This is a genomic window from Chitinophaga sp. YR627 (genome assembly GCF_900114995.1).
GTDB lineage: Bacteria > Bacteroidota > Bacteroidia > Chitinophagales > Chitinophagaceae > Chitinophaga.
The window spans coordinates 2083294-2108074 of record NZ_FOUX01000001.1 but is presented as its reverse complement, the minus strand read 5'-3'; the positions used below and the strand labels follow the sequence as shown (position 1 = coordinate 2108074).

The following is a 24781-nucleotide window of genomic DNA, read 5'->3' as shown; positions in this document are numbered from 1 at the left end:
TATTGTTGGTATTCAATGGATAGGGTGGTGCACCAAAATAGATTTCGCTGGCATGGGATTTATTCCCGTTGAATGGTGGTCAGGGGAATGTAAGCGGGAACAAATGCTTTAGCAGCTTTGTATCTGGTCCGTTTTGGATAGGTACGCGTATAACGGCTTTTTGGGCGTTCCTGGTCCATTACGGCGACGATATCGGCTGCCAGATATCGCCGGTTATTGCTTGCACCGTCCTGGTGGATACCTCTGACCTGTAAGGTAACGATTAGGGTGCCGTTGCCGGGTACGTCCAGTGGTATGTCTGTGCCGTTGAAGGGTACTGAAGGATCAATTGTCATAACTATTGCATCAGTGCCGGTAACCTGACGGGTAACGAAATTGACGCGGACGGCTATTACTTTTACCTCCAGCGCTGTAATGCCCTGATAACAGGCGATATACTGTGAGGGAAGGTGTAATCTGCCATCCCGGAACAATTTAGGCGCCACGCTGAAGAAGCGGTTTATGCTGGTATGCTGATTAAACCTGAAGCCGGTTATGTCGCCTGTGTTACCGGCAGCCCTGATGAGCAGTTTATTGAGACGGTTGACATGATTGCTGTCATTGCGGATATCAAGATGAGAGTAGACAGCATGGCGGATGAGCGCTGCTCTCTGGCTGGCGATGCCGAAACGTTTTGCTGCCTGCTGGGTAGCGATGGTCTGGTGTACGATTTCAGGCATACGACGCAGGAAATATTCGCCCCTGCGCTGGTAGCCGATCACATTACCGAGTTTACCGGTAAAGGTCATGATGGATGTTTGTTTTGCCATAGAAATATTTTGGTGCTTTGTAAATATAAGATAATCTACTGCTGAGGGATGGCTGTGCTTTTGTGCACTTTCAGTCCTACCAATATGGATACAAACTTTGCCAGTCCGGCGAATCGGATCTTCTTCAAAAGGGGCAATTTTGTTCTGTCGCGATGAGATGCAACTTGTTGCAGTAAGCACCTGGCGGCATATACAAAAAAAGAAACTTATGGACATTAGAAAACTGATAGCACGCTGGATAGCGGCAGCAAATGCATATGATACCGCTCAATACCTGGACTTTTACCTCCCGGATGCAGTATTGGACGATCCCTCTGTTGGAAGGAGGTTTGAGGGGCATAAAGGTATCGGTAATTATTTTGACAGCTACTTCATCGGCTACAATACGCAGACTGCGTTAGTGGACGTCGTTATTTTGGATGCAACACATGCATATGTGGAAGTTGCTTTTGCGGGTGATTTTCCTGAAGGCAATATCGGAGGGACCTTTGACCTTACCTTCAAAGCAGGTAAAATAGCTTTTGTAAAGGCTGATCTTCTACATTAGAAACGGGGCGCATCACTATATACTACGACTACACGCCAGATCTATTTTTAAATTATTTTTGGAAGTTTAAATTTTTTGTGCATCTTTGCAATCCCAAAACGGGAATGGCTTCGTAGCTCAACTGAATAGAGCATCTGACTACGGATCAGAAGGTTTCTGGTTTGAATCCAGACGAGGTCACAAAAAGAGGATAATTACATTGTAATTATCCTCTTTTCATTTATGGTTACTTTGAACGCGGTTGATTTAATTCATTCCCTGCTTTGATGACTGCTTCGTTTACTGCCTTCACTCTCTCAATATCCATTTTTTCAAAGGCTCTGTCGTAGGTCAGCATACCATTCACTTCATGTTCCACATCGGTGGTTTGTGTATATACTGCAATGCTTAGACCTTTATATCTCATCAGTTGCTCGACCTGGTCCATGAGGAGTACATATCTGTCGGTTAATCTGTCTTTAGTAGGTTCGTATGCATAAGCATTATTTTCAACCGGCCACATATGTCCGCGGACGAACAATCCGACACCACCAAACTCACCTAATGAAGCTGCACGTTTACCATCAGGTTGGGAGGCATCATAAGGACCGACATAAATATGTGTATCTACGAAGTCTCCATTGCCCGGATCTCCTGCTGCCTTTTGGTAACCGGGGTTGTTGTTAAAGCCGGAATTACCATTTACCAGTCTTGACGGATCGAGTTGCTTTACCCAATCGGTGATCTCTTTTACGTCAAAAGCACCCCAGTTCTCATTGAATGGTACCCAGGTAACGATAGATGGCGAATTATAAAGATCGTCGATCATAGCATGTAATTCCTTCCGGAAAGTACTTCTGTTCCTTGCTGTGTCTTCATTTTGATACCAGATAGCGGGCATGTCCTGCCATACCAGCAAACCAAGTTTATCTGCCCAATAGTAGAATCGTTTGGGCTCTGTTTTCATGTGTTTTCTGATCAGGTTAAAGCCGGCTTTTTTGGTAAACTCAATATCGTATTTGAGAGCTTCCTCAGTGGGTGCTGTGAGGATACCGTCGGGCCAGTAGCCCTGATCCAGTAAGCCTACCTGCATCACAAATTTGTTATTCAACAAAGGTCTTACCACACCGTTCACGTTACCCAGCTTAATATCGCGCATACCAAAATAGCTGCTGATCTCGTCGGTGACATTGCCTTTGCTGTCGGTCAGTGCTATTTTCAGATCGTATAGGAACGGGTCTTCCGGCGACCATAGTTTTGGGTCTTTTATTGGAATAAATAGTTTCGTTCCGGTTTTTCCTGTTGCTTCTGCTACTACTTTTTTACCATCCAGGGCAGTCGCTTTTACCTGTGCAGGTGCTGCATCGACCCATACTTCGAGTCTGTTGTTAACGAGATCGGGGAGCAGGCGGATGTTTTTGATGTACTGTTCGCTGACAGGTTCCAGCCATACGCTTTGCCAGATACCTGAGGTAAAGGTATAATCTCCGCGCGGGCCATTCTTACCAGATGGCGTTCTGCCATCATTGGGGTCATGTGCCGCAACGATGATGGTATTGGTACCTGCTTTGAGGAATCTGGTAATATTTAAATGAAAAGAGGTATAACCACCGGCGTGTGTACCGGCTTTTTCTCCATTGACAAATACTGTGGCATCATGATCTACCGCATCAAAGTTGAGGATTACCTGTTTACCGTTCCAGGTTGAAGGAAGGTCGAAGGTTCGGTGGTACCACATGTTTGTTTCCAGGTCACGCCCGATTCCTGAAAGTACGGACTCCGGACAGTAAGGGACCAGGATCTTTTCTGTCTTATCACTAAAAACAATCGGTTTAGCGGGGTTGAGGGCACTGGCAGTCTGTTTGCCACCTATGTAGTCCCATTTCCCGTTTAAACTCATCCATTGTTTTCGCTCCAGCTGCGGCCGGGGATATTCCGGGAATGGTGTGGCAGATGCCATTGCAGCCTTTGTCCATTGGGTTGGTAGCTTAGGGTCCTGGGCGAAGGATTGCTTAACAAGGACTCCATGGAACAGCATGGCGCCTAAAAAAAGCAGGCAGTTTCTTGTTTTCATTATAAATATATGTTTGTCAAGGTTATGCTCCTGACAAAATACATTTTTTTCCTTCAAAATTTAATTGCGTTTGATCGCTGCTACGAGCTCTTTAATATTCAGATGCATGGATCTTATATTCGAAGTTCGTATCTGCTGTATACGCTGGTTCTGAGGCCACTGCGCGGATCATAAACTCAAGGGTAGGTTCCATACCGTTGTCCTGTTTTGACTCGCCTCCGAGGATGGATACTTCATACCAGCCATTGGGTAGGGATAGCTTTGTGCTTCTGTGCAGCACGAGTTTATCAAGTGTTTCTGCTGTGAACTTTCGGATATATGGTATGGTGAAAAGGTAGATCGTACCATATTTTACCAATAGTTTATAACCGTCTTGTCTCAGTTGGAGGCGATTACCTTCCTTCAGCAGTTCAGGAGTGCCGGTCTGGTTAAAGTATACCGTATAAGGGTAGTTTTCAATGCGTGCCAGGGGGATCATCACACCATCTTCTACTATACGGTCTCCGTCAGTACTGATCGTAAAATGTGTGATCAGGTCATCTGGCAAATGGAGTTCGTTCTTGAAGTCCATCAGCAGGAATGGATCTCCTAACAGAAAATAATCTACCAGGTCATTGAGGACTTCATCAAATTTTATCAGGCTCATAATTTATTGAAATATTGATTAAAAAGGCAGGATAACTGCTTACCGTGAATCTTCAACGAAACCGTCTACTTTGAAGTTGAAGGAATCAATATCGATAGCAGGTATCTCCGGCAAGATAGTTACCTTTTGTAAAAGAAACTCATAACCACAGTTAAACGGGTATGATGATCCCTTGTGATATTGCTTTATTACCTGTTTCTGGGTATTCGTTGAAGTATTGTAAGAGGTCCTGGTCAGTGATGCCGTTATCTGTTACAAACTGGTTCAGCACCTGCGGGTTAAAAAGGACGAGTCCCCCGAGGTTGAGGGTGATCTTAGTTTTACTTATCATACAGGGTGTTTATCATTTTTTGACCGGGTTAAAGCGTACGGTAAAAATAGGTATTCCCATTTACAGGACCTTTGTGAGGTGTTTGAACAATAGCGATAGCATCAGTGGCTGGAGCTGGTGATATTGAGGAAATCATACAGCTATTCTCTGATCCGGTAATCGATAGGTATGTATAATAAAGTGCGTACTGTTTTTTTATTGTTCCTGCCTGGTGTCCATCGCGGCATGCGATTGAACATCTTTCTTACTTCGCGCTCAAATGGATCCAATTGAAAGTTAGTGATCTTTACGTTGGATGGCCGGCCATTTTCTTCTATAACAAATGATACGATCAATCTACCCTCGAAGCAGATATCTGCCTGTGGCCAGCTAAGATTTTTGTCGATGAATGTCTGCAGAGCCTGACTTCCTCCCGGATATTCCGGGAGCTCGTCTACGTGGAGAAAAGAGATCGCTTTGGGCGTGTCGATACGATTTTCGCAGCTCGTATAGGGGGATATATTGGTCACGGCAGGTTGATCACTGCTGAGGACTGCAAACAATAACAATGTAGCCAACATCTTTGCGTTGTTTCCTGTGAAGGTAGGATAGTTTCGCCGGTGTATGATACATAATAAAAAAGAAATCTGGCCAATCACAAAGTGTTGACCAGATTCCGGCCGTAATGGCCTGTTATCACGGATGGGAAAGATTCCCGTTTATCATTTATTCCTGCGGGGTAACCAGCTTCATGACGTTTGCGAATTTGATATTATCCAGGAAGGCGGTGACTTTTGTTATCTTACCGTCATGCATTTCCATAAACCAGGCATAAGTTGCGTTATATGGTGTGTTTTCAATGGTTGTCGCCTGTCCATCCCAGAGCACGATGACGATATCTCCGTCGGCATATATACCTCTTACGGTGGGCGTGATCCTTTTGTGTGTACCATTGGTTGTTTTCCGGTTTGAACTATTTTACATCATCATGGTCGGTGCTGGTGATGACCTCATGCCATTCTTCAATCTCTGCGTTGAATTTCTCCATTTTCTGATTGAAGTAGAACAGGGTATCCTTACCCAATGGCAGGTGTACCGGCGGATTTTTAGCAGCAGCCAGTTTAATAATTGCCTGTGCCAGTTTAACCGGATCGCCGGGCTGGTTGTAGCTAACCTGTGGTACGATGTCACGCATTTTACCGGATGTTTCACTATAGTCAGTGATCACTTTTGCGGCGCTGGTCAGGGAGGTGCCATCCAGGAAGTTGGTACGGAAATAACCTGGTTCTACTGCTGTAGCGAAGATGCCCAGTGGTCTCAGTTCATCAGCGAGTGCTTCGTTGATACCTTCTACTGCAAATTTGGTGGACGCGTAGAGACCCCAGCCGGCAGCTGATGCGAGTCCGCCGACGGAAGTAATGTTAATGATATGACCAGCTTTCTGCTGACGCATGTAAGGCAGGAATGCACGTGTTACATGCAGGAGACCGAATACGTTGGTATCGTACATATGACGTACCTCTTTATCGGTACCTTCTTCAACAGCGCTGAGGAGGCCGAATCCTGCATTGTTTACGAGGACATCTATTCTGCCAAACAGTTCGATCGTTTTGCCGGCGGCTTCTATTGCCTGTGCTTCGTTTGTTACGTCAAGTATTACTGCCTGGAAGTTGGGGTGGTTCAGTTCAGCAGACAGTTTTTCCGGCTGACTGCGAACGGTGCCAACAACTTTATCTCCGGCTGCTAATGCTGCTTTTGTGATTTCCAGACCGAAGCCTCTTGATGCTCCGGTGATAAACCATACTTTGTTTGTGCTCATTGTTTTTGAATTTATTTTATACAAATTTCGGTGTCGTTTGTCAGGGCGTCCTTATTGAGAATAAAGGACTATTTATGAATTTCAAAGACGCGTATTGCCTTTAGTTTACAAGTTCATCTCCCAGGGAAAGTAATTCGGAAGGGACCGTTGGTATACCGGTGAATAGCGAACCTGGTGCTACCAGGGTGGATCTTATACCGATGTCCTGTGTATACTGGCCGAGGATATTACAGAAGTGATCGAGTACGGATGTCCTGATGATCTCTATTGGTAGCAGCGCCATTTCATTTTCTGTCTTTAATGAAGAGAAGTTAATGATGTGTGCATTGCTATTGTGACGCATCAGCGGTAATACCTGCCGGATCATGTTTAATGTGGTATTGACGTGTTGTTTCCCGATCTGTGACACTTCTTTCATGCTGAGTTGCTTTGGTATGTTGAGCAGGCCAAAGTCTGCGTTGTTGATCATTACGTCGATGCCGGTATACTTTGCTGCGATGTGTCTGATCACTTTTTGTACGTCTTCTTCTCTGTCTGGATTGAGTTCGATCACTTCCAGACCGGGATTGGATCGCGTTGCATGATCATAGCCATTACTGTCTCCGGAGAGGACGATCACCTGTTGTTTTTTTGATAGCAGGTACCTGATGGTCATATGCACCAGTCCCTGTGCTACACCTGTTATCAGCCAGACTTTCTTTCCCATTTTGTTTGTGTTTATAAGATCACATTTTCAAAGATCACTGGTTACTGTGCGAGTTATTCGTTGTATAACCTGCCTGCGATACAAAGGTAATATGGGGCCGGATGGTGGTTGTTATGCGCAGTAAAGGTCTTTTTATGAATATCAAAGGTGCCTGTCATCATGCCGTAAAAGTAGCAGGGCTGTCCGCTTATAACGGACAGCCCTGCTACTTTTAGTGATCGTCGTATTACACCCGTTCTGCGTAGTGCTTTCTGAAGTCTCTTGGCGTTAAACCAATACTCTTTTTAAAAAACTGGGTAAAGTTTGCCTGATCGGCAAATCCGATACAATAGCCAATGTTTTGTAATGGCCAGTCTGTTTGTAGAAGCAAAGCCTTGCTCTCTTCCAGCAATCGTGTTTTGATATGTGTGCTGATGTTTTGTCCGGTATGTCTTTTCAGCAGTGCATTCAGGTGATTGGGATGGAGGGAGAGGAGGTCGGCAAATTCTTTAGCTGTTTTGATGCGTACGGGTGTATCAATATTGATATTGGAAGCTTCCTGTTCCAGGAGCTGGAAGAAGGTATGTACATGTCTGTACTCGTTGGAGACGCTTTCCGGTTCGGGGAAGTTAGCTTCTCCTGCACTTTCTACCATAATCAGCTGAAGATAAGCCTGAGCGGCATCTTCCGCCAGTGCGCCTCCTTTTTCTACCTGACGGTGCATTTGCATAAAGAAGTTGTCAATAGCATTGGCGGTGTCTTTGCTTAGGTGAATGATGCTATTGGAGCTACTATGAAATAGCTGGTGTTTTTCAATAGCGGCTTTTAATGCCGGGTGTGCCTCAACATATCTTTTCTTGAAGAGAGAATAGTATCCTGTGGAGGGGCCGGAGAGATTTTTCCAGGTGATGATCTCGTTTGGATGCAGGAACAGGATTGTTGGCTGATCGATATAATAGTTGTTTACGCCGATGCTGAAGATACCTGAGCCGCTATTAATGAACAGTATTTTGTAGAAGTCTCTCCGGTTGGGGGAGAGGTAGTTGCTACAATCGATCATACTTCTGTTGACCACCTTGATGTTCCAGGATTCAAAAGACTCGTGGGTGACGGGAGTCGGGATGTCCTGTAGCAGAACGATCTGTTTTATATCGATGTCCATCCTTGATAGTTCTTTAATCAGGTATAAAATTAAGTCGGGATGGGGTAGCCTGTTTTATCGAAATCAAAGGGTTTTTTATGAAAATCAAAGATTGGGTTGCTGAGCAGGGTGATACAGATGAAAGGAGCGTCGCCTTTAACTTTGTATTGTCAGCTTTCGATCTTACACTATTTGGAATAAGTTATTCTATCATTTTCTTTAGGTGTTAAAGCAACCTCATATTTAAGGTTCCATTCCTTGATACTTTCCAGGATTGGTAAAAACGCCAATCCCTTTTCAGACAACCGGTAATCCACCCTTGGTGGCAGTTCCTTATAGGCTATTCTAGTTAGCAGCCCGTCCTCTTCCAGCTCTTTAAGTTGTTCGGTCAGTACTTTTCTTGAAATATGCGGAATAATTGAATCCATCTGACCAAAACGTACGGTACGGGTACCGATTACATTGATGATAATCGGTTTCCATTTATTCCCTATTGTGCCAATTGCTCTCGTAAAGGAGCAGTTCGAAGCGCAAAATCTCTCGTCTCTCATGATTTTAATTTTGTAGTTACCTCGCAGTAACCAGATTCGATCCTATTGGTTACAAATATAAACTATCGATGGTAACTTTGTGAAACAATTAAAGGATAAATAAAATGAGCAGATTAAAAAATAAAGTAGCGGTGATTACAGGCGGTAATAGTGGCATAGGTTTGGGCATTGCGTTGGAATTTAAGAAGGAAGGTGCAATGGGAGTTATTGTCGGCAGAAATCAGGAAACGTTGGACAACGCAGCAGCGAAACTTGGGAATGGTTTTATCGCCATTAACGCCGATGTGACCAAGGTGGCTGACCTGGAAAAAGTATTTGCAGAAACCGCTGAAAAATTCGGCAGGATAGATACCGTCGTTGCCAATGCAGGTGCCGGAGCGGTGGGAACAGTAGCTACTTTTGATGAAAATGCGTTTGATCAGGCTATTGATATAAACCTGAAAAGTGTATACTTCACGATCCAAAAAGCACTGCCCTACATGAATGACGGTGGTTCGATCATTTTAATTGGATCTAATGCTGCCCACCGTGCCTATGCGAATTTTACGCTGTATGGCGCTGCAAAAGCGGCGGTAATATATTTGGCCAAAGGTTTCTCTAGCGATCTTTTGAATAGGCAGATCCGAGCAAATGTAATCACACCGGGCACCACGGATACCCCTGCATTTGACAAGTTTGTTCCCGCAGAGCAAATGGAAGCGGTAAAAAAACATTTTGCTGATCAAATGCCAATCGGCAGGATCGGGCAACCATCTGATATTGGTAAAACAGCAGTTTTTTTAGCCTCTGAAGATTCTTCGTTTATGTTGGGTGCCGAACTCGTGGTGGATGGTGGCATGACTTATTTATCTAAATAATATAAAATTCTCAAATGAATAATCCAGAAAACAATGTAGTAAAAAGCTATGCCATTATCGGCTTTGGCAAGATCGGCAGGGCCTTGGCTAAAGCATTTGTTCGTAAAGGCATCGAAGTCTCTGTTGCTACCACACGTACCCCGGAAAGCTTTGCAGCCGAGGCGGCCGCGATCGGAAAAGAGATCATTCCAGCAACACTGGGGGATGCCGTTAAGGCGGACGTTATCTTTTTGGCGGTACGTTTCGAGTCGCACCCGGACGTTGCGAGAGCGCTGCCCGACTGGGGCGGAAAGATCATCATTGATGTTACCAATGCCTATGGAGTGCCACCCCAGGATTTGGGAGGGTTGGCCTCTGCCAAATTTGTAGCGCAGGCTTTCACCAGCGGGAAAGTCATTAAAGGCTTTAACCATTTGGGCGCTGGTGTTCTTGAAAAGGACCCGGCCGTACATGGCGGCAATAGGGTCGTGTTCCTGGCCGGAGACGATGAAGGCGCGACTTCGGAGGTCGCAACGCTTGCAGAAAAGCTTGGTTTCGCGCCAGTCAAATTAGGCAAACTTACCGATGGTGGACTGCTGGTGCAAGCGCAAGGAAATACCTGGGGACAGCTGATCTTCCAAGACCTGATCAAATTTAAATCTTAAATAACAGGAACGATGAAAAAATTAGAAAATAAAGTAGCGGTAGTGACCGGCGCATCAAAAGGAATAGGCGCAGCGATTGCCAGACATTTTGCAGCAGCAGGCGCAAAAGTTGTAGTTAATTATGCCACCAATAAAGAAAGCGCTGACAAAGTAATTAAGGAAATTACGGATAATGGAGGCACGGCTATTGCTGTACAGGCCGATGTGTCGAATGAAGCGGATGTAAAAAGCTTATTTGAAAATACCCAAAAGACTTTCGGCACACTGGACATTTTAGTAAATAATGCGGTAGCTCAAGGATACGCACCTATTGAACAGATTTCGGTGGAGGCATTTCACCAAAGTTTTAATGTAAATGTTTTAGGGCCGGTATTGACTATCCAGGCGGCACTGAAACTTTTCAGCGATAAGGGTGGAAACATTATTAATATTAGTTCCGGTGCAAGTAAATATCCGCTGCCGAATGCATCGTTATACTCTTCAACTAAAGCAGCACTTGACGCGTTCACTATCGCTTTATCCAAGGAATTGGGTGTTAAAAACGTTAGGATCAATTCTATTCTACCGGGCGCTACGGACACAGAAGGTGCTGCCGCCGCAGGCGTCACTGCCGGCAGCGAATATGAAAAGATGTTTGTTGAAAAAACACCGCTTGGCCGAAGGGGCCAGCCTTCAGATATCGCGAAGGCTGCTGTTTTTCTGGCCTCCGATGAGGCTGCCTGGATCACCGGTGAGCAAATTTCTGTTTCGGGTGGTATGTATGGTTTTTAAATTCATATGCCTGCAAAATGAAAGACCATGGAACCTAATAATTTGTTGACGGTTGTTTCACCCAACAATGCACTAAAGCAATTTTTCAAAGAATAAGTTTCTTTCAACCCCTGTTTCGGAAGATACAGGGGTTTTATTGCTTCAAATGGCTTAATGCTGAGATGGAATTAGTTTTAGAATAGCTTCAGACAATACCTCCTACTGGTATTGCTTATCATAATACTACCAATATTGCACAATGCCATACATAGCTATGTTTTTGAAAATGAAAAAGTTGGCTTCCAAAGCAACTTTGCTCAATCACTACGTTTTCTTTTGACGCAGGTAAATTACGACGAAGCCTTAATTGAAAGTATTATTCCTGTCAGAACATTGGCGGTGCCGGATTCAGATCGGAATCCAGGAAATCGGTGACCATTGGGATGAGCCAGTCTGTCCGCAGCATCATGCCTATATGCGTGGTTCCAGGCAGGATAGCGAGCCGGGATTTCGGGAGTCCATGCATGTCGCCCATTTTACCGCCTCCTTTGGCCCGGAAGAGTGCTAAAGCGTGTTCATACCTTACACCGTCTGCATCGCCGATGGCCATGAATATCGGGGCTTTTATGTTTTTCGCTTCTTTAGACCAGTCGTATGATTTCACGTCCATACTGAGCACTTTTTTTATATAGTCGTCGAAATGGGCGGGATCATTACCAAGGCTGTCGTACTGTTTTTCTATCGGAGAGCCTCTGAACATATCTGCGTTCATCGTACTGAAACTGGCTTCTGCATCCGGCCACCAGCCATCGTGCGCATAAGTACCTGAGAGGATCACGAGGCGGCGTATCTGTTCGGGGTGCCGTATAGCCATCTGGAATGCTACACCGCCACCCATGCTATAGCCCAGTACATCTGCGCTATCAATTTTAAGCTGTTTCAGCAGGGCAGATACATCATCGGCCATGCCTTCGTAGCTAAGCGCCCTGGGGATATCTCTGGTACGACCGTGCGCCTGCATTTCTGCTACGATCACTTTTCGGTTGCCGGCCAGCAGGGGAATGATATGTGACCAGTTCATTGGTATATTCATAAAAGAGCCGTGCAGGAGTACAATGGGTTTACCCTGTCCATATACTTCGTAATACATCTTTAGTCCGTTTACGGCTGCATAGCCACTGTCAACTGGTTTTATCTGCTGATGGGTGGTGGTATCCTCTGATGTTGCTGCATTGATCCGGCTATCTTTGGGATTCGGTTGACAGGACGCCAGTGCGGCGATAAAGGCAATAATGAGGTATCTGGTCATATTGTGTGTTTTGTGACAGGACAAAGCTCGTGAACAATCGCTGGTTGGTGGAGGGGTAGATCCGACATCTACAGGGTTAAAAGCGACATTTCGTGCCGATGGATGTACCCTAAACGAAAAAATACAGGGTATTAACCCCGGCGTTAACCCTTACATTAATGCCAGATCCTTTTCTTGCAATGATTATAGTAACTGATCAACATCATGAGAATTCTTTTTATTGCCATGTTATGTGTGCAGTTGTTGCCAATCGCCGGCGCTGCACAAAAGAAATCCTATCAATTTGGTAAAGCGGGTATATCCAGGGAGGTACTGGAAAATTATCTTGACCGCGCTATTACGATGGTTTATCTGTTGATCCCGGATCGTCCGGAAGGCAGACGTCCTTATTCCTATCATGCAGATGATGTTCGTATGGTAAAGGATATTGGGGCGAAGTTTATCGGACGTGCCATCTATCGCTGGGGAGGTGAAAGTCTGCTGAATAAGGCGGCCTTCTGGGATAGTGCGCGTACCATTATGAAGCGTTTACATGCCAGTGATCCGGAGATGGTTTTTCAGGGGTGTTTATTCGAAATCGTTACGGAGGAGGTGAACGAGGTGCCCGTGCCGGCATGGGTCTTTAAAGATTATGGCTTGCCGGTACAGAGGCGTAATTTTTCTTACCGGGCGATGTTGAACAAGGGAGGAAAGTTTGTTGATCACTGGCGGAAAGGGAGTAGTGTGCCGGATATCAGTGAACAGGAGACGCAGTTATGGTTTTATTTCCTGGCCTGCTCTTATATGAATATTGGTTGTGAGGCATTTCATCTGGGGCAGATAGAGCTGATCGGTATGAATGATCCGGGGAAGAAGGCCTGGGCGGGACTTATCCATAAAATCCGCGCATATGCGGGAAAGCATGCACGCAGGCATTGGGTGATACTGGATGCGCATGTGCCATATGGTGGTATGTTGTATGAGGGGAGTAGTCTGCTGGACTTTAATTCATTTCCCCTGCGTGTGAAGGAGCTCCCTGAAAAGCCGTATGAAGGTGTGCTGGCGGTTAATTTCCTGGATGGTATTTATAATAAAAGCAAGGGCGGTATTACCCCGAGTGGCTGGAAATGTGATCATTTACCGTATCTGGTAGAGTTTGATAATTTTGGCAGAGGGAAGGCGCCTAATGTAGCGGATACGACTGATCATTTTGTATGGGGATGGGATGAGATATCCTGGTTTTCCCTGCAGCCGGCAGACTACCGCAATAGCTGGCTGGCTTATGCGCATCGCTGGTTGCAACAAACAGATCCGAATGGGCATTTACAAATGCCGGGGAATAGAATGATCACTTGTCCGAATGAATCGGAGGGGAGTTACAGGGCGAATACGAAAAGTGCTTCCTGTCCGATTGGCTACGGACAGGAAGAGACGATTAAAGTATTGTGGGATTCCGGGAAATAATGTGTTGTTATTTGAGTTTTGGCATGGCCGTCCACCAGTTCATGAGATCAGTAGACAGCTGTTTGACCATACCGGGGTTGATGGCACTCATGTCGCGTGTTTCTCCCGGATCTAGCTTCAGGTTGTACAAGGCCGGTTCACTATGATCGGCGTTCATCAGGAATTTCCAGTCTCCTGAGCGAATGGCGAGCTGCGGACTTCTGTTCCATGCCACGTCTTTGGGATAGGCGTAGGCGATATTATTACGGCCGTATTCCCAGTACATGTCTTTGTTACGGGGAGATGCTTTTCCGGTAAAGACGGCGGAACGATCAATGCCATCGCTATGGTAGTCGTCCGGTAACTTAATACCTGCCATGCCGGTAAGTGTCGTCAGGAGGTCCAGTCCTGTGAGCATAGAGGTACTGTCGATACTACCCGGTTTGATATGTCCGGTCCAGTTGATGATGAACGGCATTCTTGTACCGCCGTCGTAGAGCGATAGTTTAGAACCGCGTAATTTCAATGTACGGCTATTGTTGAAAGTAGGTAGCGGACCATTATCGCTTGTGAAGATGACGATGGTATTTTTATCGAGACCAGATCTTTTTAGTTCGGCGAGGAAGCGGCCAATCTGTACATCATATTCTTTCAGGACTTTTCTCAGGGCGGCTTCTTCTTCTGGTTTTAAGCGGGTGGTGTCGCCGTCTGACCGGCGGGGTACCCAGGGCGTATGCACATCGTCGGGCCAGAGATTGACAAAGCAGGGCTGGCCGGTATGGTTACGGAGAAAGCTAAGTGCTTTGTCTACAAAATAGGCCGTGCGGTCCCAGCGTTTGATGCTGTCTTTATCAGACCAGATCCAGTTGGTGGCTGTGAGTAGCGGATCCGGGTCCGGGCTTTCATAGGTGCTGGCATGTTCATCGAAGCCATATTGTTCAAAGCCTGGCGCGTTCGTTACATCACGACCTCCGCCGAGGTGCCATTTGCCGAAATGGCCGGTGGCATATCCAGCATTTTTAAAGAAGCGTGCGATGGAGGGTGCTTTCGGGTCCAGGTAATCTGTTTGTTCTGCTGCTTTATTATGTTTTTTGTTGTCCAGATAGGTACTGAAGTTCCAGCGGGCGGGATACATCCCGGTGAGGATGCCAGCGCGGGAAGGTGAGCAGATCGGTGCTGCGCTGTAGTATTGGGTGCAACGCATACCGTTTTTCGCCATGCTGTCGATGTGAGGTGTGGAGATCACGTTACCACCATAACAGCTGATATCGCCGTATCCCATGTCATCGGTCAGTATGATCACCACATTGGGCGGAACGGGCTTTTGACAGTAAGCCAGGTGCGTGTTGGCCAGTAATAAGATCATTAGATAGAAATAGCTTGCCTTCATCTGATTCCGGGTTTTATTTAATGATTCAGGTCTGGCCAGATTTCTTTGAAATCTTCATCAGCCAGTACAAAGCTGTGTTCGTATTCGTGGTAGTCTGTTGTAAAGACTTTTTTGCATTCGGCTAAGATATCAAGACATTGTTGTTTGTTACCCAGTTTGAGTGCCACTTTTGCGAGTCCGCGGTAGGGCTGGTCGTAAAAACCATTACCCAGTTGTTTGGCCGACAGCAATTTCTCTTCTGCTTCCTTCAGGATGTCCGGCGCCTGGAAATTATAGGCCTGTCTGGCGTATTCGATGAGGAATTTGCCCCAATAGTGCATTAGGGTGAAGTCTGGTCCATAAGTGTAGGTGAGGGCAAATAAGGCCTTCCCCTGCTCAAATAAAGGGATCACCTTGTCGGGTGTATCTATACGGGCCATTTCCATTAAGACGTTGGTCGCATAGACCGGGAAAGTCCAGGCAGCAGGGTTGATCTGTTGTCCCTGGGTAAAGAAAGAGAGGGCGGCACGATAGAAATTGAGTCTGGTGGTATGATCTTCTATGCCTTCTGCTACTTTTTCAAATGCCTGTCCGAGGTGGTTCAGGCGTTGTTCGCTTTCCGTTTCATAATCTTTGAGCGGTTCCAGCAGGGCGATGATCTTTTTGTGCAGAACGGTTTTGTAGTCCGCAGGTATTTGATACAGCTCATTTTCCAGTAATCTGCGCAGGATATTGACATATTCCAGGTAGATATATGGGTCTACGGCTGCGAAGGCTTTGAGGTCAGTTTCCAGTTGAGCGAAAAAGCGGTGATGCCAGCTGTTATTTTCATCAAAAGGAAAGTTCAGCAGGCGGAAAGTGCCATGTAGAAAATAGATCAGGATCAGTTCTGAATACGAGATAAAGGCGGTTTGAAATAAATGCAGGATCCCGGTCAGGTCTTTTTCGTTATAGTCCTGTGTGTGCTGCATTTTATTCAGCAAGGCTTCTGCCAGTTTGGCCTGCATTTCCGGGTTTGTGCGTTGTTGCAGTCCGGCGGTATATTCGTCAATTCCTCTTTGGATATAGGCGAGTTTTTCAACCGGAGCTGTCTGCTGATCGGCTATCTGCTCATATAACAGCGCCCGCATGAGGTGATGAGGTGTTTCCGGTTGCACTATTTCCAGCGCCTGTATCAGTTCTGCCAGCATTGCGGTGACGGCGTCCTGGTCTTCCTGTCTTATTTTCCCGAGCTGGAGATCGGTCAGCCAGATGTAAAATACGCTTTCACTGGCTTCTGATAAGGCAGTTTGATGTTGTTGAAGCTGGTCTGGAGGTAGTTGGCGGATCAGCCGGATCAGGCCGTCTGCGTCTTCGTTATCATTCAGTCTGGCAATCTGATCGTTCAGGGTTTCATTCATTTGTTCCATATTGTTTTCCTGGTTGGCAGGATGGAGGGTTATTATCTGGCGCAAATAAGTTAAAAGAATCGAATGGGCCAAAGATTGTCTGGAAGAGGCTGGTTGTATTGTTAAGATCTTTGGTGCTGAGTAGCGGAAAGGTTATCTTTATAGTGGGAAGCAGTGGTATTTTTGAAAAAAAGCTGAGATAGTTTTTGGTGTTTTCGATTTTTTGTCTACTTTTGCAATCCCAACATGGGAAATGGCTTCGTAGCTCAACTGAATAGAGCATCTGACTACGGATCAGAAGGTTTCTGGTTTGAATCCAGACGAGGTCACAACATCTTTCTCCTATCTGGAGGAAATTGTAAAAAGCCGGAGATGATCTCTCCGGCTTTTTTGTTTTGAAGCGTAAGCCAAGCCTGGGTAGGTCCCTCTTTTTAAACGTGATAGATAAGTCCACCACCTCTATCCAGCGATTTCATAGTTATCATATCATCCGCACACAACTCAAAGTCAAATACATTGAAATTTTCAATGATCCTTTTCTCATTTGCTGATTTCGGAATAACTACGATTTCTTTTTGAATTAACCATCGCAGCACCACCTGTGCAATGCTCTTATTATACTTTTCTGAAAGTGTTTTTAAAAGTTCATTATTAAAAAGATTGTTTTTACCCTGAGCAAACGGGGCCCAGGATTCCAGCTGAATGCCTTGTGATTTTAAGGCTTTCTGCATGTCTGTTTTTTGGGAGAATGGATGTGTCTCCACCTGGTTGACTGCTGGTATTATACTATGTTGCTTCATTAAATCCTGCACCTGATCTATATTGAAATTGCTTACACCTATAGCCCTTACTTTATCTTCTTTATACAATTCTTCCATTGCTGTCCAGGAGGCATTTACGTCTCCCTGTGGGAGATGGATCAGGTATAGATCAATATAGTCAAGCCCCAGATTTTTTAGCGATGTTTCAAAGGCGCGCTTTGCTTTTTCATATCCTGCATCTGCCGGCAAAAATTTTGTGGTCACAAAGATCTCTTCCCGTTTGACCTTACTTTTTTTAATCGCGTTGCCCACTGATTCCTCATTATGGTATGCCGCAGCGGTGTCGATCAGTCTGTAGCCGGTATTCAAGGCATGCAGCACAGCATGTTCGCACGCTGAACCGTCCCGAAGCAAATAGGTACCAAAACCAAGCAGCGGCATTTTTATGCCGTTATTTAATGTTATGTTCATCACTTTGTAACTATCTGTATGTTATTTACCGACCTTGCAGGTTTGCGAGGCTTGCAGGGTAACGTTCTCCCTGAAGACTGATATTGTCCAGTGCCTTATTGATGATGGCTAAATCATCGTTGCCTAAGGAGATGTCTGCACCGCCTATATTTTCTTCCAGGCGAGTCATTTTTGTGGTTCCCGGAATCGGTGCGATCCATGGCTTTTGCGCCAGCAGCCATGCCAGTGCAATCTGTGCTGGTGTTGCGTTATGTTCTCCCGCAATCTTTGTTACAAGGTCAACAATGGTTTGATTGACTTTACGGTTTTCTTTGGTAAAACGAGGCATTACATTTCTCCAGTCAGTCTTGTCAAATTCGGTGTCTGCATTCATCTTACCAGTTAAAAATCCTTTGCCCAACGGGCTAAACGGAACGAAGCCAATGCCCAGTTCTTCAAGTAATGGAATGATCTCATTTTCAGGTTCGCGCCAGAACATGGAGTACTCGCTTTGCAGGGCTGCCACGGGTTGCACGGCATGCGCCCTGCGTATACTCCGGATGCCGGCTTCACTCATACCGAAGTGTTTTACTTTACCTTCGGCGATCAAATCTTTTACGGTGCCGGCAACTTCTTCAACAGGCACATCAGGGTCTACGCGGTGTTGATAAAATAAGTCGATATAGTCGGTTCGCAGATACCGGAGCGAGTTTTCCGCCACCTCTCTGATGCGTTCCGGGCGGCTATCCAAACCGTCTGTATTCCTGCCGTTCTTAAAGCCAAACTTGGTAGCGATAATTACTTTATCACGTACATGATGTAATGCTTTTCCTACCAGCTGTTCATTGGCGCCTTGTCCATATACTTCTGCGGTATCAAAGAATGTAGTGCCCGATTCATAGGCTTTTTGAATGAGTGCAATGGCATCATTTTCATTTGTAGCCGGACCGTAGCCATGGCTTAATCCCATGCAGCCGAATCCGAGTTCGGAGACTTCTAATCCTGAGGTTCCTAATTGTCGTGTTTTCATTTTGTATGTTTGTACTGCAAAATTGTAAAGAAAGGGGGAGCCGTTTTGTATACAGATTACAGGGATCCCTACCAATATTACTTATTGGGGGACCGGTATGAAAAAGGATCTATGGAAGCTGTATTTTTGTAGCGATAAAAGAATAGGGTATGGAAGAGATCGTAAAAATCGCCAGCATTGCGCAATACAATACTATGCGGGGCGTAGCTACCAAACATCCGCTGGTTACAGTGATCGACCTTTCGACGGCGCAACCGATGCCCGCCAGATCATTCAATTTTGGTTTGTATGCGGTGGGTCTGAAAGAACTGAACTGTGGTAAATTGCGCTATGGCAGAAAGGACTATGACTATCAGGAGGGGAGTCTGATATTTGTAGCGCCAGGACAGGTAGTAGGTGTGCAACCCGGTGTTGAACCATTTGCGCTGAAAGGCTGGGTATTGCTCTTTCATCCCGACCTGATCAATGGCACTCCATTGGGCAGACACATTCAGGATTATTCTTTCTTTTCGTATGATGTAAATGAGGCGCTTCACCTGTCGGATAAAGAGAAAAGTATTGTGATTGATTGCTTCTCAAAGATCGAGTATGAACTAGCGCAAAATATAGACAAGCACAGTAAAATGCTGATTGCATCCAACATCGAGTTGCTGCTCAATTATTGTATCCGTTTTTATGATCGCCAGTTCATTACGCGCGACAATGCAAACAAAGGAATCCTGGAACGGTTTGAATACTTATTAAAAAGCTATTTTTCATCCGATAAACCGCAGCACGAAGGCTTACCTTCCGTAGCTTATTGTGCCGAAGCCCTGCATTTATCCCCCAATTATTTTGGTGACCTGGTGAAGAAAGAAACCGGCAGATCTGCGCAGGAATACATTCAGGCAAAGGTCATAGATGTGGCGAAAGAGAGAGTGTTTGATACGAATAGATCTGTGAGTGAAATCGCTTATGAACTAGGCTTTAAATACCCGCAGCATTTCACCCGTTTATTCAAGCAAAAAACAGGCGTTACACCGCATGATTACCGGACGATGAATTAAATGAATTTATTTACATTTACCTGATATCCTGCTGGTATTGCAACCGCCTGCATTTAACTATGATAAGGTTAGGATGGGAGAAGATGTACAGCTGACATTGGAGCCTGTTATGCCGGGATACTGGTGTTTACCTCTGCAGATCATCCCCGGACAATCCATGTAGCGAAACCGGACAAGATCAACTGATCTTGTCCGGCGATCTTAATAATTAATCTTCACTCTTATTCTACTACTACTTTCTTTCTGCTATCACCCACTTCGATAACATAGATACCTTTAGGCCATCCGGAGACGTTTACCTGTACCTGGTTTGCACCATTTACTTTAGACTGATAAACCACTCTGCCATCGATGCTGTATGCTTTTAATACTGCCAGTGGCGCTGCGCCTTTGGTCTGTACTGTTAATACATCTGATGCAGGGTTTGGCCAGATGTTTACGGCAAATAATGCTGGTTTTGCAGTGACTGCTTTTTCCGGATTGATAGCAGCAATGGTTTGTCTGCCGGCTGCCGGAGCAGGATATACTTCAAATTCCCAGATAGAGTAGCCGTATGGTGTACCTCGTTTAACACCATGCATTCTTACATAGCGTGCGTTAACAGCAGGGAAGCTGATAGTAGCTGTTCCCACTGCGCCGTCTGTTACTTCTTTCTGTACGGACCAGTTGCTGTTATCCAGCGATGTTTCTATACGATAAGCGCTTGCAAATGCATTTTCCCATTTGAGCACTACTTTAGAAACGCTCTGCGTTGTACCCAGATCAACCGCTATCCATTCACTGTCTGTATAGGCAGAAGACCAGCGTGTGGTAGTGGCATCACCATCGAAAGCCTTAATAGCAGAGAAATCCGTTTCAGGTTCTACAGAAGATGCGCTGACTGTTTTATTAGCCGCGATGTTGTCGGACTGCAAGGTGAAATTGAGCCAGTTGATGTTGAACTCAGCAGCATCAACTACCAGTCGTAATACTTTGGTACCGGTAGTGAGGGCTGGAGTTGTGACATTGACAGTGGTCCATGTCTGCCAGTCACCTGTATTAGGAATAGCAATCGGACCAGAGATGTTTTGTCCGTCCAGTTCTATGTGGAATGATTTACCCGCAGCATTGGTTGCTACCCTGGCCTGTAAGGTGTATACACCGGCAGTGTTTACATTTACGGTGTATTCAAACCATTCACCGTTCTGCACATAACTGAGGTTGTAGCCACCTTCGTTACATGTTTCGATGTCAACCGCTTCAGCAGTACGATACTGACCACCCTGATTAGCAGGTGTCAGGTCATGATAAGCAACACCTTCTCCACCGTTATCGTAGTTTTCCGCTTCTATTTTACCAGGAATTGCCCAGTTGGAACCACCATATGGTGTCTGAGATACGACTGCATTACCGTATACTTCCAGTTCGTAGATAGAATAACCATAGGCAGTTGCTCTTGTTGTACCATTGATACGTACATAACGGCCGGTACCAGCGAGTCCGGTCACATCATTTACGAGTGTGGTATTACCGGTGATTGATCTCAGCGGAGACCAGTTGATGGAGTCAGCAGAGATCTGGATATCATAGGCGCTGGCATAGGCAGCTTCCCAGGTGATCTTCACCCTGTTGACGTTGTAAGTGGCGCCCAGATCAACATATAACCATTGTGGATCAGAGAACGTGGAAGACCAGCGTGTACCGTAGTTACCATCTGTTGCATTGGAGGCTACAGTGCTGGTAGTAGTGCTGACTTCAGTGGAGGATACTACTACGCGTTTGTTAGAGGCAAGGTTCTGTGGTACCGGATTGACATCTCCTTTACAGATGGTGCCAAGCGTGTTGTAGATCGCGTTGATATCGCCGTATTCAGATGCGATATCCCAGATCATGATACCACCGCCGGTAGTTTTCGCCATATTGGCTTTTCTAACGTGTTCCGCGCTGTTATTGTCGGAGCTGTAGAAAGGAACGCCCAGCATTCTTTTGTTCTGCGGTACGCCGCGGGAGGTCCAGTAAGACATCGCGCTGCTGGCCAGGGCATCGTTACCGTAACACATGATGTTTACCAGGTCCAGCATGGTGACGTTATCATAGTTGTTACCATTGTTGTTACCGCTTTCTGATACAGCGGCGGTAAACAGTTTACCCATGCTATGGAGCCGGTTACCTAATGGAACTGCGACAGCGTTCCACCTGGTTTTGGATGTTGGGTATTCCCAATCCAGATCGATACCATCCAGGTTATAGGTGGTGACCATGTTTGCACAGGCGTTAACGAAATTGTTGATCGCTGTGGCATTTGTTGAAATTGCCTCAAATGGCGTGTTGGATGGTGAGGAGGTCAGCCAGCCACCAACGGATAATAGTACTTTTACGTTTGCTGCGTGTCCACGGCTGACAAGGTCTCTCAATGCGGAGGCGTTGTCAACGGACGACATATTTCCGTTCCCGTCGGGGATGGAAAAGGCGTAGCAAATGTGCGTGTACCTGCTGTAGTCAATTTTCGAAGGACTATTGATATAATAGTTCCCACCGGCTACCCAGGAGGGGTAGTAGCCTACTACGTTGTAGCAGGACTGTTGTGCAAATGTTTTCATCGAAAACATCGAGAAAGCTGCAAGAAACAGTAGCTTCAGTTTTTGCATAGTCAAACTGTTGTTTAAATGATTATATGAAGGAAATCTTCCGGATGGATATGGTTATTGCTGGTTGGTACAGACAATAACTATCAGGCTCCCGGAAAGCGCTCAGGGAGGATTTTGTAATGGAATCTATGGCTGTACAATAGTTTGGTACAGGTGCTGCTACGTGGCAGTTGTAAATTGATGGCTTTTCAAATCGGTTATTTTGAGTATAAAAAAATGTAATGGAATAAAAGTTGTATTAATGGCTGCAACACGGATCGGTCAATGGAACTGACAAGGCTTAGATCAGGCTTTGATATTTGTTATCCTACGTTAATCTTACGTTCATGAACGTAGGATTAACGTAGGATAACAAATATCTAAACGGCATCAAATAGTATTTAAAGGATACTTTACCGTATATGGCGTACTTCACGAAGTGTGAAATTATGCAAATCGTAGTATTTGCAATAGGAATTTATTTAATATGGATAGAGGTGAAGGTTAAATGGGTGATTATCAGTGAAAGAGATTGGGATTTGCGGTGTATATACTCAAAAAAGAAGCCGGTAAGAAACTTACCGGCTATAAGATTACTAGCTAAATAAAACTGAGGTTAACAATACAATGGCCCGATGAAAAATCATTATTCATTATAATGGCTTTTTCGAGGGGAATAGAGTTTTCAAGGAATTATATGTACATCATGGGAATAAACTTATTGAACGTGCAGGATACCGTCATCACTGGGCGTTTCTTTGAGATCATGCGGCAGCTGATCTATGAACTCACTTTCTTTTTCACTACGCACAATGTTGATTCTGCCCATGCCTCCCGGAAAATCCCTGTCGATTGACAGTTTTTTACCGTAGTAAATCTCGAAGGCGCTTTCCACCTCCTGTTTACTGGCGTTTGGAAAGAAAACGATGTTTTTCTTCCAGGCGGTGACTACGTCGACATCAAATCTGGCTACTTTGTACCGGCCCTTTATGTAGGTCGCTTTTTGTCCTTCAGAAAGGATGGTAGTAGCGCCTTTGTTGTCGACTCTCACCCGGCCCTCTACGACGGCGACACTGGGCGTTTCGTTATCGTAGGTACGGACGTTGAAAGCAGTGCCTAAAACTTCGACTTTGCCGGTTGGGTAAGTCACAATGAATGGATGGCCGGCGCGGGAGGCGATATCGCAGTATGCTTCACCGCTGATGAATACTTTTCTTTCTTTGTCGGCAAATCGTTTCGGCAATCTGATTGTTGATCCTGCATTTGCGACAATACTGCTGCCGTCGGCCAGTCTGATACTGAGCGTTTTTCTACGGCCTACCTGTATTGCTGCATTGGATCTGGTGAACATTTTTTCCGGTGTGTTCAGCCGGGTATTATTACTGTAGAGTTGTCCATCTTTGGTGATATTCAGTTCTCCATCTTTAATAGACATCCATCGGTTGCCATCAAACAGATAGGTACTTTCGTCGTCTGCCTGTCTGGCCAGTTCGGGAATCTTACTCAGGTAAGACTCATATCCTTTTGTCGCCAGCATGTAAACGCCGAATAGGCTGGCTGCTGCGATGACTGGGATGCGAAGCATGACCAATACGCTTCTGCGTTTATATATTTTACCGGTGTTTGCCCGTGCAATGATACGGCGGACGGACTCTTCAATCTCTTCATTTGTCTTTTTATGAAGTCCACCCAACTGCCCGTATAATCTATCGGATAGTACCTGTATGGCAGGATCATTATCTCTGAGTTCATTCAGGTGCGCCTGCTCTTCAGGTGTGATAGCCTGTGCTATCTCTGCTATTATGAGGGTTTCAATTTCCAGGGGCATATTTTCCATGGTTGTGTATTTAAAAGACAGAACTAAAAATGAAAAATGATCAAGAAACCCGATTATTTTTTAAATATTTTTCTCAATGCTTTGCCAGACCTGACGATAACGCCTCTTAAAGTTGGCAATGAGATATTTAATTCGTCTGCCACTTCCTGTTGTTTACGTCCTTCGAGATAGACCTGCTTCATAATATTTGAATCGGCGGCAGGCAGGTATTTATCCATAGCTATTACTACTTCGCTTGAGAGAGAATCCTTGTGCGCCGACGGATCATCAAAAGGGGGAGCCTCCCGGGAATATTTCTGCTCCCGGTGATAGTCTGTTTTTCTTTTGCTGAGTTTATTGTTGGCGCGGTTAATGGCTGCTCTCATCAGATAGCCGCGGCAGTCCGTATGTACGTTTATCCGCTCTCTTTTTTCCCAGAAGTCGACAAAGAGATCCTGTACGACTTCCTCAGCCTCAATATTATCCCCGAAGAGGTAAGTGATCTTGGCCCTGAGAAATCTTTCGTATCTACTATAAAGTGTGCCGAATGCCTTTTGACACCCATTTTTGATGTCTGAAAGCAATCTGGCATCCTCGATATTCTCCATAGATGTCATATGGTTTAGTGAGTACTAGTAAACACACTATTACTGGAGTTTACCCGATTTTCATTAAAAGAGGAAACAGAAAGGTCAGCATGAGGGGGAGATATCCATACAGCCCTCAAATTGGCATTTCGATATATCTTTCGAAAAATCCCGGCAGTACGCTC

Annotated in this window: 24 protein-coding genes and 2 tRNA genes; 8 read left to right on the top strand and 18 right to left on the bottom strand. The window is 45.4% G+C overall.

Annotation, left to right across the window (positions count from 1 at the left end; genetic code table 11):
• Positions 1-59: 59 nt before the first annotated feature.
• On the bottom strand, positions 60-809 hold the full coding sequence (locus tag BMZ72_RS07815; protein WP_143087638.1) for a hypothetical protein: 750 nt from the start codon (positions 807-809) through the stop codon (positions 60-62).
• Between the two features lie 208 nt (positions 810-1017).
• Here BMZ72_RS07815 and BMZ72_RS07810 point away from each other — a divergent pair, with 208 nt between their 5' ends.
• Together BMZ72_RS07810 and BMZ72_RS07805 are read left to right on the top strand one after the other, a co-directional pair.
• Complete coding sequence (locus BMZ72_RS07810) at positions 1018-1356, top strand: nuclear transport factor 2 family protein (RefSeq protein ID WP_089807301.1); 339 nt, start codon at positions 1018-1020, stop codon at positions 1354-1356.
• Between the two features lie 106 nt (positions 1357-1462).
• Positions 1463-1536: transfer RNA gene (locus tag BMZ72_RS07805), tRNA-Arg, on the top strand.
• A 46-nt stretch (positions 1537-1582) separates the two neighbouring features.
• Here BMZ72_RS07805 and BMZ72_RS07800 read toward each other — a convergent pair.
• From BMZ72_RS07800 to BMZ72_RS07765, 9 genes are all read right to left on the bottom strand, one after another.
• Positions 1583-3409 carry a glycoside hydrolase family 2 protein gene (locus BMZ72_RS07800; protein WP_089807300.1) on the bottom strand — a complete coding sequence of 609 codons (1827 nt, stop codon included), beginning with the start codon at positions 3407-3409 and terminating at the stop codon, positions 1583-1585.
• A gap of 91 nt (positions 3410-3500) precedes the next feature.
• A complete protein-coding gene (locus tag BMZ72_RS07795; protein WP_089806832.1) occupies positions 3501-4055 on the bottom strand; it encodes a hypothetical protein in 555 nt (184 codons plus the stop codon).
• Between the two features lie 151 nt (positions 4056-4206).
• Positions 4207-4386 (bottom strand): hypothetical protein, encoded by a 180-nt coding sequence (locus BMZ72_RS07790; protein WP_089806830.1) that lies wholly within the window; start codon positions 4384-4386, stop codon positions 4207-4209.
• Between the two features lie 140 nt (positions 4387-4526).
• Entirely contained in the window at positions 4527-4946 is a 420-nt protein-coding gene (locus tag BMZ72_RS07785) for an energy transducer TonB (RefSeq protein WP_089806828.1), read from the bottom strand.
• 145 nt (positions 4947-5091) lie between these two features.
• On the bottom strand, positions 5092-5253 hold the full coding sequence (locus BMZ72_RS36505; protein ID WP_177222720.1) for a nuclear transport factor 2-like protein: 162 nt from the start codon (positions 5251-5253) through the stop codon (positions 5092-5094).
• Between the two features lie 85 nt (positions 5254-5338).
• The gene (locus tag BMZ72_RS07780; RefSeq protein WP_089806826.1) at positions 5339-6184 is read right to left on the bottom strand and encodes an oxidoreductase; all 846 of its coding nucleotides are present in this window, start codon (positions 6182-6184) and stop codon (positions 5339-5341) included.
• A gap of 100 nt (positions 6185-6284) precedes the next feature.
• Positions 6285-6890, bottom strand: coding sequence for an SDR family NAD(P)-dependent oxidoreductase (locus tag BMZ72_RS07775; protein ID WP_089806823.1), 606 nt, complete (start codon positions 6888-6890; stop codon positions 6285-6287).
• 226 nt (positions 6891-7116) lie between these two features.
• A complete protein-coding gene (locus BMZ72_RS07770) occupies positions 7117-8031 on the bottom strand; it encodes a helix-turn-helix domain-containing protein (RefSeq protein ID WP_089806822.1) in 915 nt (304 codons plus the stop codon).
• Positions 8032-8198: 167 nt separating this feature from the next.
• Positions 8199-8561: a winged helix-turn-helix transcriptional regulator gene (locus tag BMZ72_RS07765; protein WP_089806820.1), complete on the bottom strand. Its 363-nt coding sequence runs from the start codon at positions 8559-8561 to the stop codon at positions 8199-8201.
• Positions 8562-8665: 104 nt separating this feature from the next.
• On the opposite strand from BMZ72_RS07765, the gene BMZ72_RS07760 reads away from it, so the two are divergent.
• The 3 genes from BMZ72_RS07760 to BMZ72_RS07750 are packed head-to-tail and all read left to right on the top strand — an operon-like array spanning position 8666 to position 10833.
• A complete protein-coding gene (locus tag BMZ72_RS07760) occupies positions 8666-9418 on the top strand; it encodes a glucose 1-dehydrogenase (protein WP_089806818.1) in 753 nt (250 codons plus the stop codon).
• A 14-nt stretch (positions 9419-9432) separates the two neighbouring features.
• Complete coding sequence (locus BMZ72_RS07755; RefSeq protein ID WP_089806815.1) at positions 9433-10062, top strand: NADPH-dependent F420 reductase; 630 nt, start codon at positions 9433-9435, stop codon at positions 10060-10062.
• Positions 10063-10074: 12 nt separating this feature from the next.
• Complete coding sequence (locus tag BMZ72_RS07750; RefSeq protein ID WP_089806813.1) at positions 10075-10833, top strand: SDR family NAD(P)-dependent oxidoreductase; 759 nt, start codon at positions 10075-10077, stop codon at positions 10831-10833.
• A gap of 364 nt (positions 10834-11197) precedes the next feature.
• Here the strand turns inward: BMZ72_RS07750 and BMZ72_RS07745 are convergent, their stop codons facing one another.
• Entirely contained in the window at positions 11198-12121 is a 924-nt protein-coding gene (locus BMZ72_RS07745) for an alpha/beta fold hydrolase (protein WP_089806811.1), read from the bottom strand.
• A 204-nt stretch (positions 12122-12325) separates the two neighbouring features.
• Here BMZ72_RS07745 and BMZ72_RS07740 point away from each other — a divergent pair, with 204 nt between their 5' ends.
• On the top strand, positions 12326-13564 hold the full coding sequence (locus tag BMZ72_RS07740; protein WP_089806809.1) for a hypothetical protein: 1239 nt from the start codon (positions 12326-12328) through the stop codon (positions 13562-13564).
• A gap of 7 nt (positions 13565-13571) precedes the next feature.
• On the opposite strand, the gene BMZ72_RS07735 is transcribed toward BMZ72_RS07740, so the two are convergent.
• The gene (locus tag BMZ72_RS07735) at positions 13572-14933 is read right to left on the bottom strand and encodes a sulfatase-like hydrolase/transferase (RefSeq protein WP_089806807.1); all 1362 of its coding nucleotides are present in this window, start codon (positions 14931-14933) and stop codon (positions 13572-13574) included.
• A 17-nt stretch (positions 14934-14950) separates the two neighbouring features.
• Entirely contained in the window at positions 14951-16321 is a 1371-nt protein-coding gene (locus BMZ72_RS07730) for a hypothetical protein (RefSeq protein WP_089806804.1), read from the bottom strand.
• A gap of 234 nt (positions 16322-16555) precedes the next feature.
• Between BMZ72_RS07730 and BMZ72_RS07725 the strand changes: the two genes are divergently transcribed.
• Positions 16556-16629 (top strand) — tRNA-Arg (locus tag BMZ72_RS07725).
• Positions 16630-16731: 102 nt separating this feature from the next.
• Here BMZ72_RS07725 and BMZ72_RS07720 read toward each other — a convergent pair.
• Both BMZ72_RS07720 and BMZ72_RS07715 read right to left on the bottom strand, forming a co-directional pair.
• Positions 16732-17532 (bottom strand): aldo/keto reductase, encoded by an 801-nt coding sequence (locus tag BMZ72_RS07720; protein WP_255373135.1) that lies wholly within the window; start codon positions 17530-17532, stop codon positions 16732-16734.
• Positions 17533-17557: 25 nt separating this feature from the next.
• Complete coding sequence (locus tag BMZ72_RS07715) at positions 17558-18541, bottom strand: aldo/keto reductase (RefSeq protein ID WP_089806800.1); 984 nt, start codon at positions 18539-18541, stop codon at positions 17558-17560.
• A 149-nt stretch (positions 18542-18690) separates the two neighbouring features.
• Here BMZ72_RS07715 and BMZ72_RS07710 point away from each other — a divergent pair, with 149 nt between their 5' ends.
• Positions 18691-19587, top strand: coding sequence for a helix-turn-helix domain-containing protein (locus BMZ72_RS07710; protein WP_089806798.1), 897 nt, complete (start codon positions 18691-18693; stop codon positions 19585-19587).
• Positions 19588-19808: 221 nt separating this feature from the next.
• Here the strand turns inward: BMZ72_RS07710 and BMZ72_RS07705 are convergent, their stop codons facing one another.
• The 3 genes from BMZ72_RS07705 to BMZ72_RS07690 form a co-directional block, all read right to left on the bottom strand.
• On the bottom strand, positions 19809-22214 hold the full coding sequence (locus BMZ72_RS07705) for a discoidin domain-containing protein (protein WP_089806797.1): 2406 nt from the start codon (positions 22212-22214) through the stop codon (positions 19809-19811).
• Between the two features lie 697 nt (positions 22215-22911).
• Positions 22912-24030, bottom strand: a complete 1119-nt coding sequence (locus BMZ72_RS07695) for a FecR family protein (protein WP_089806793.1) — start codon at positions 24028-24030, stop codon at positions 22912-22914.
• A gap of 53 nt (positions 24031-24083) precedes the next feature.
• The gene (locus BMZ72_RS07690) at positions 24084-24617 is read right to left on the bottom strand and encodes an RNA polymerase sigma factor (RefSeq protein ID WP_177222719.1); all 534 of its coding nucleotides are present in this window, start codon (positions 24615-24617) and stop codon (positions 24084-24086) included.
• Positions 24618-24781: the final 164 nt, after the last annotated feature.

Coding starts and splice junctions, on each gene's coding strand:
- BMZ72_RS07785 (WP_089806828.1), bottom strand. CDS start 4,946: ATGTTGGCTACATTGTTATTGTTTGCAGTCCTCAGCAGTGATCAACCT.
- BMZ72_RS07780 (WP_089806826.1), bottom strand. CDS start 6,184: ATGAGCACAAACAAAGTATGGTTTATCACCGGAGCATCAAGAGGCTTC.
- BMZ72_RS07790 (WP_089806830.1), bottom strand. CDS start 4,386: ATGATAAGTAAAACTAAGATCACCCTCAACCTCGGGGGACTCGTCCTT.
- BMZ72_RS07810 (WP_089807301.1), top strand. CDS start 1,018: ATGGACATTAGAAAACTGATAGCACGCTGGATAGCGGCAGCAAATGCA.
- BMZ72_RS07750 (WP_089806813.1), top strand. CDS start 10,075: ATGAAAAAATTAGAAAATAAAGTAGCGGTAGTGACCGGCGCATCAAAA.
- BMZ72_RS07745 (WP_089806811.1), bottom strand. CDS start 12,121: ATGACCAGATACCTCATTATTGCCTTTATCGCCGCACTGGCGTCCTGT.
- BMZ72_RS07715 (WP_089806800.1), bottom strand. CDS start 18,541: ATGAAAACACGACAATTAGGAACCTCAGGATTAGAAGTCTCCGAACTC.
- BMZ72_RS07800 (WP_089807300.1), bottom strand. CDS start 3,409: ATGAAAACAAGAAACTGCCTGCTTTTTTTAGGCGCCATGCTGTTCCAT.
- BMZ72_RS07815 (WP_143087638.1), bottom strand. CDS start 809: ATGGCAAAACAAACATCCATCATGACCTTTACCGGTAAACTCGGTAAT.
- BMZ72_RS07795 (WP_089806832.1), bottom strand. CDS start 4,055: ATGAGCCTGATAAAATTTGATGAAGTCCTCAATGACCTGGTAGATTAT.
- BMZ72_RS07775 (WP_089806823.1), bottom strand. CDS start 6,890: ATGGGAAAGAAAGTCTGGCTGATAACAGGTGTAGCACAGGGACTGGTG.
- BMZ72_RS07770 (WP_089806822.1), bottom strand. CDS start 8,031: ATGGACATCGATATAAAACAGATCGTTCTGCTACAGGACATCCCGACT.
- BMZ72_RS07755 (WP_089806815.1), top strand. CDS start 9,433: ATGAATAATCCAGAAAACAATGTAGTAAAAAGCTATGCCATTATCGGC.
- BMZ72_RS07730 (WP_089806804.1), bottom strand. CDS start 16,321: ATGGAACAAATGAATGAAACCCTGAACGATCAGATTGCCAGACTGAAT.
- BMZ72_RS07710 (WP_089806798.1), top strand. CDS start 18,691: ATGGAAGAGATCGTAAAAATCGCCAGCATTGCGCAATACAATACTATG.
- BMZ72_RS07735 (WP_089806807.1), bottom strand. CDS start 14,933: ATGAAGGCAAGCTATTTCTATCTAATGATCTTATTACTGGCCAACACG.
- BMZ72_RS07705 (WP_089806797.1), bottom strand. CDS start 22,214: ATGCAAAAACTGAAGCTACTGTTTCTTGCAGCTTTCTCGATGTTTTCG.
- BMZ72_RS07740 (WP_089806809.1), top strand. CDS start 12,326: ATGAGAATTCTTTTTATTGCCATGTTATGTGTGCAGTTGTTGCCAATC.
- BMZ72_RS07695 (WP_089806793.1), bottom strand. CDS start 24,030: ATGGAAAATATGCCCCTGGAAATTGAAACCCTCATAATAGCAGAGATA.
- BMZ72_RS07690 (WP_177222719.1), bottom strand. CDS start 24,617: ATGGAGAATATCGAGGATGCCAGATTGCTTTCAGACATCAAAAATGGG.
- BMZ72_RS07720 (WP_255373135.1), bottom strand. CDS start 17,532: ATGAACATAACATTAAATAACGGCATAAAAATGCCGCTGCTTGGTTTT.
- BMZ72_RS07760 (WP_089806818.1), top strand. CDS start 8,666: ATGAGCAGATTAAAAAATAAAGTAGCGGTGATTACAGGCGGTAATAGT.
- BMZ72_RS07765 (WP_089806820.1), bottom strand. CDS start 8,561: ATGAGAGACGAGAGATTTTGCGCTTCGAACTGCTCCTTTACGAGAGCA.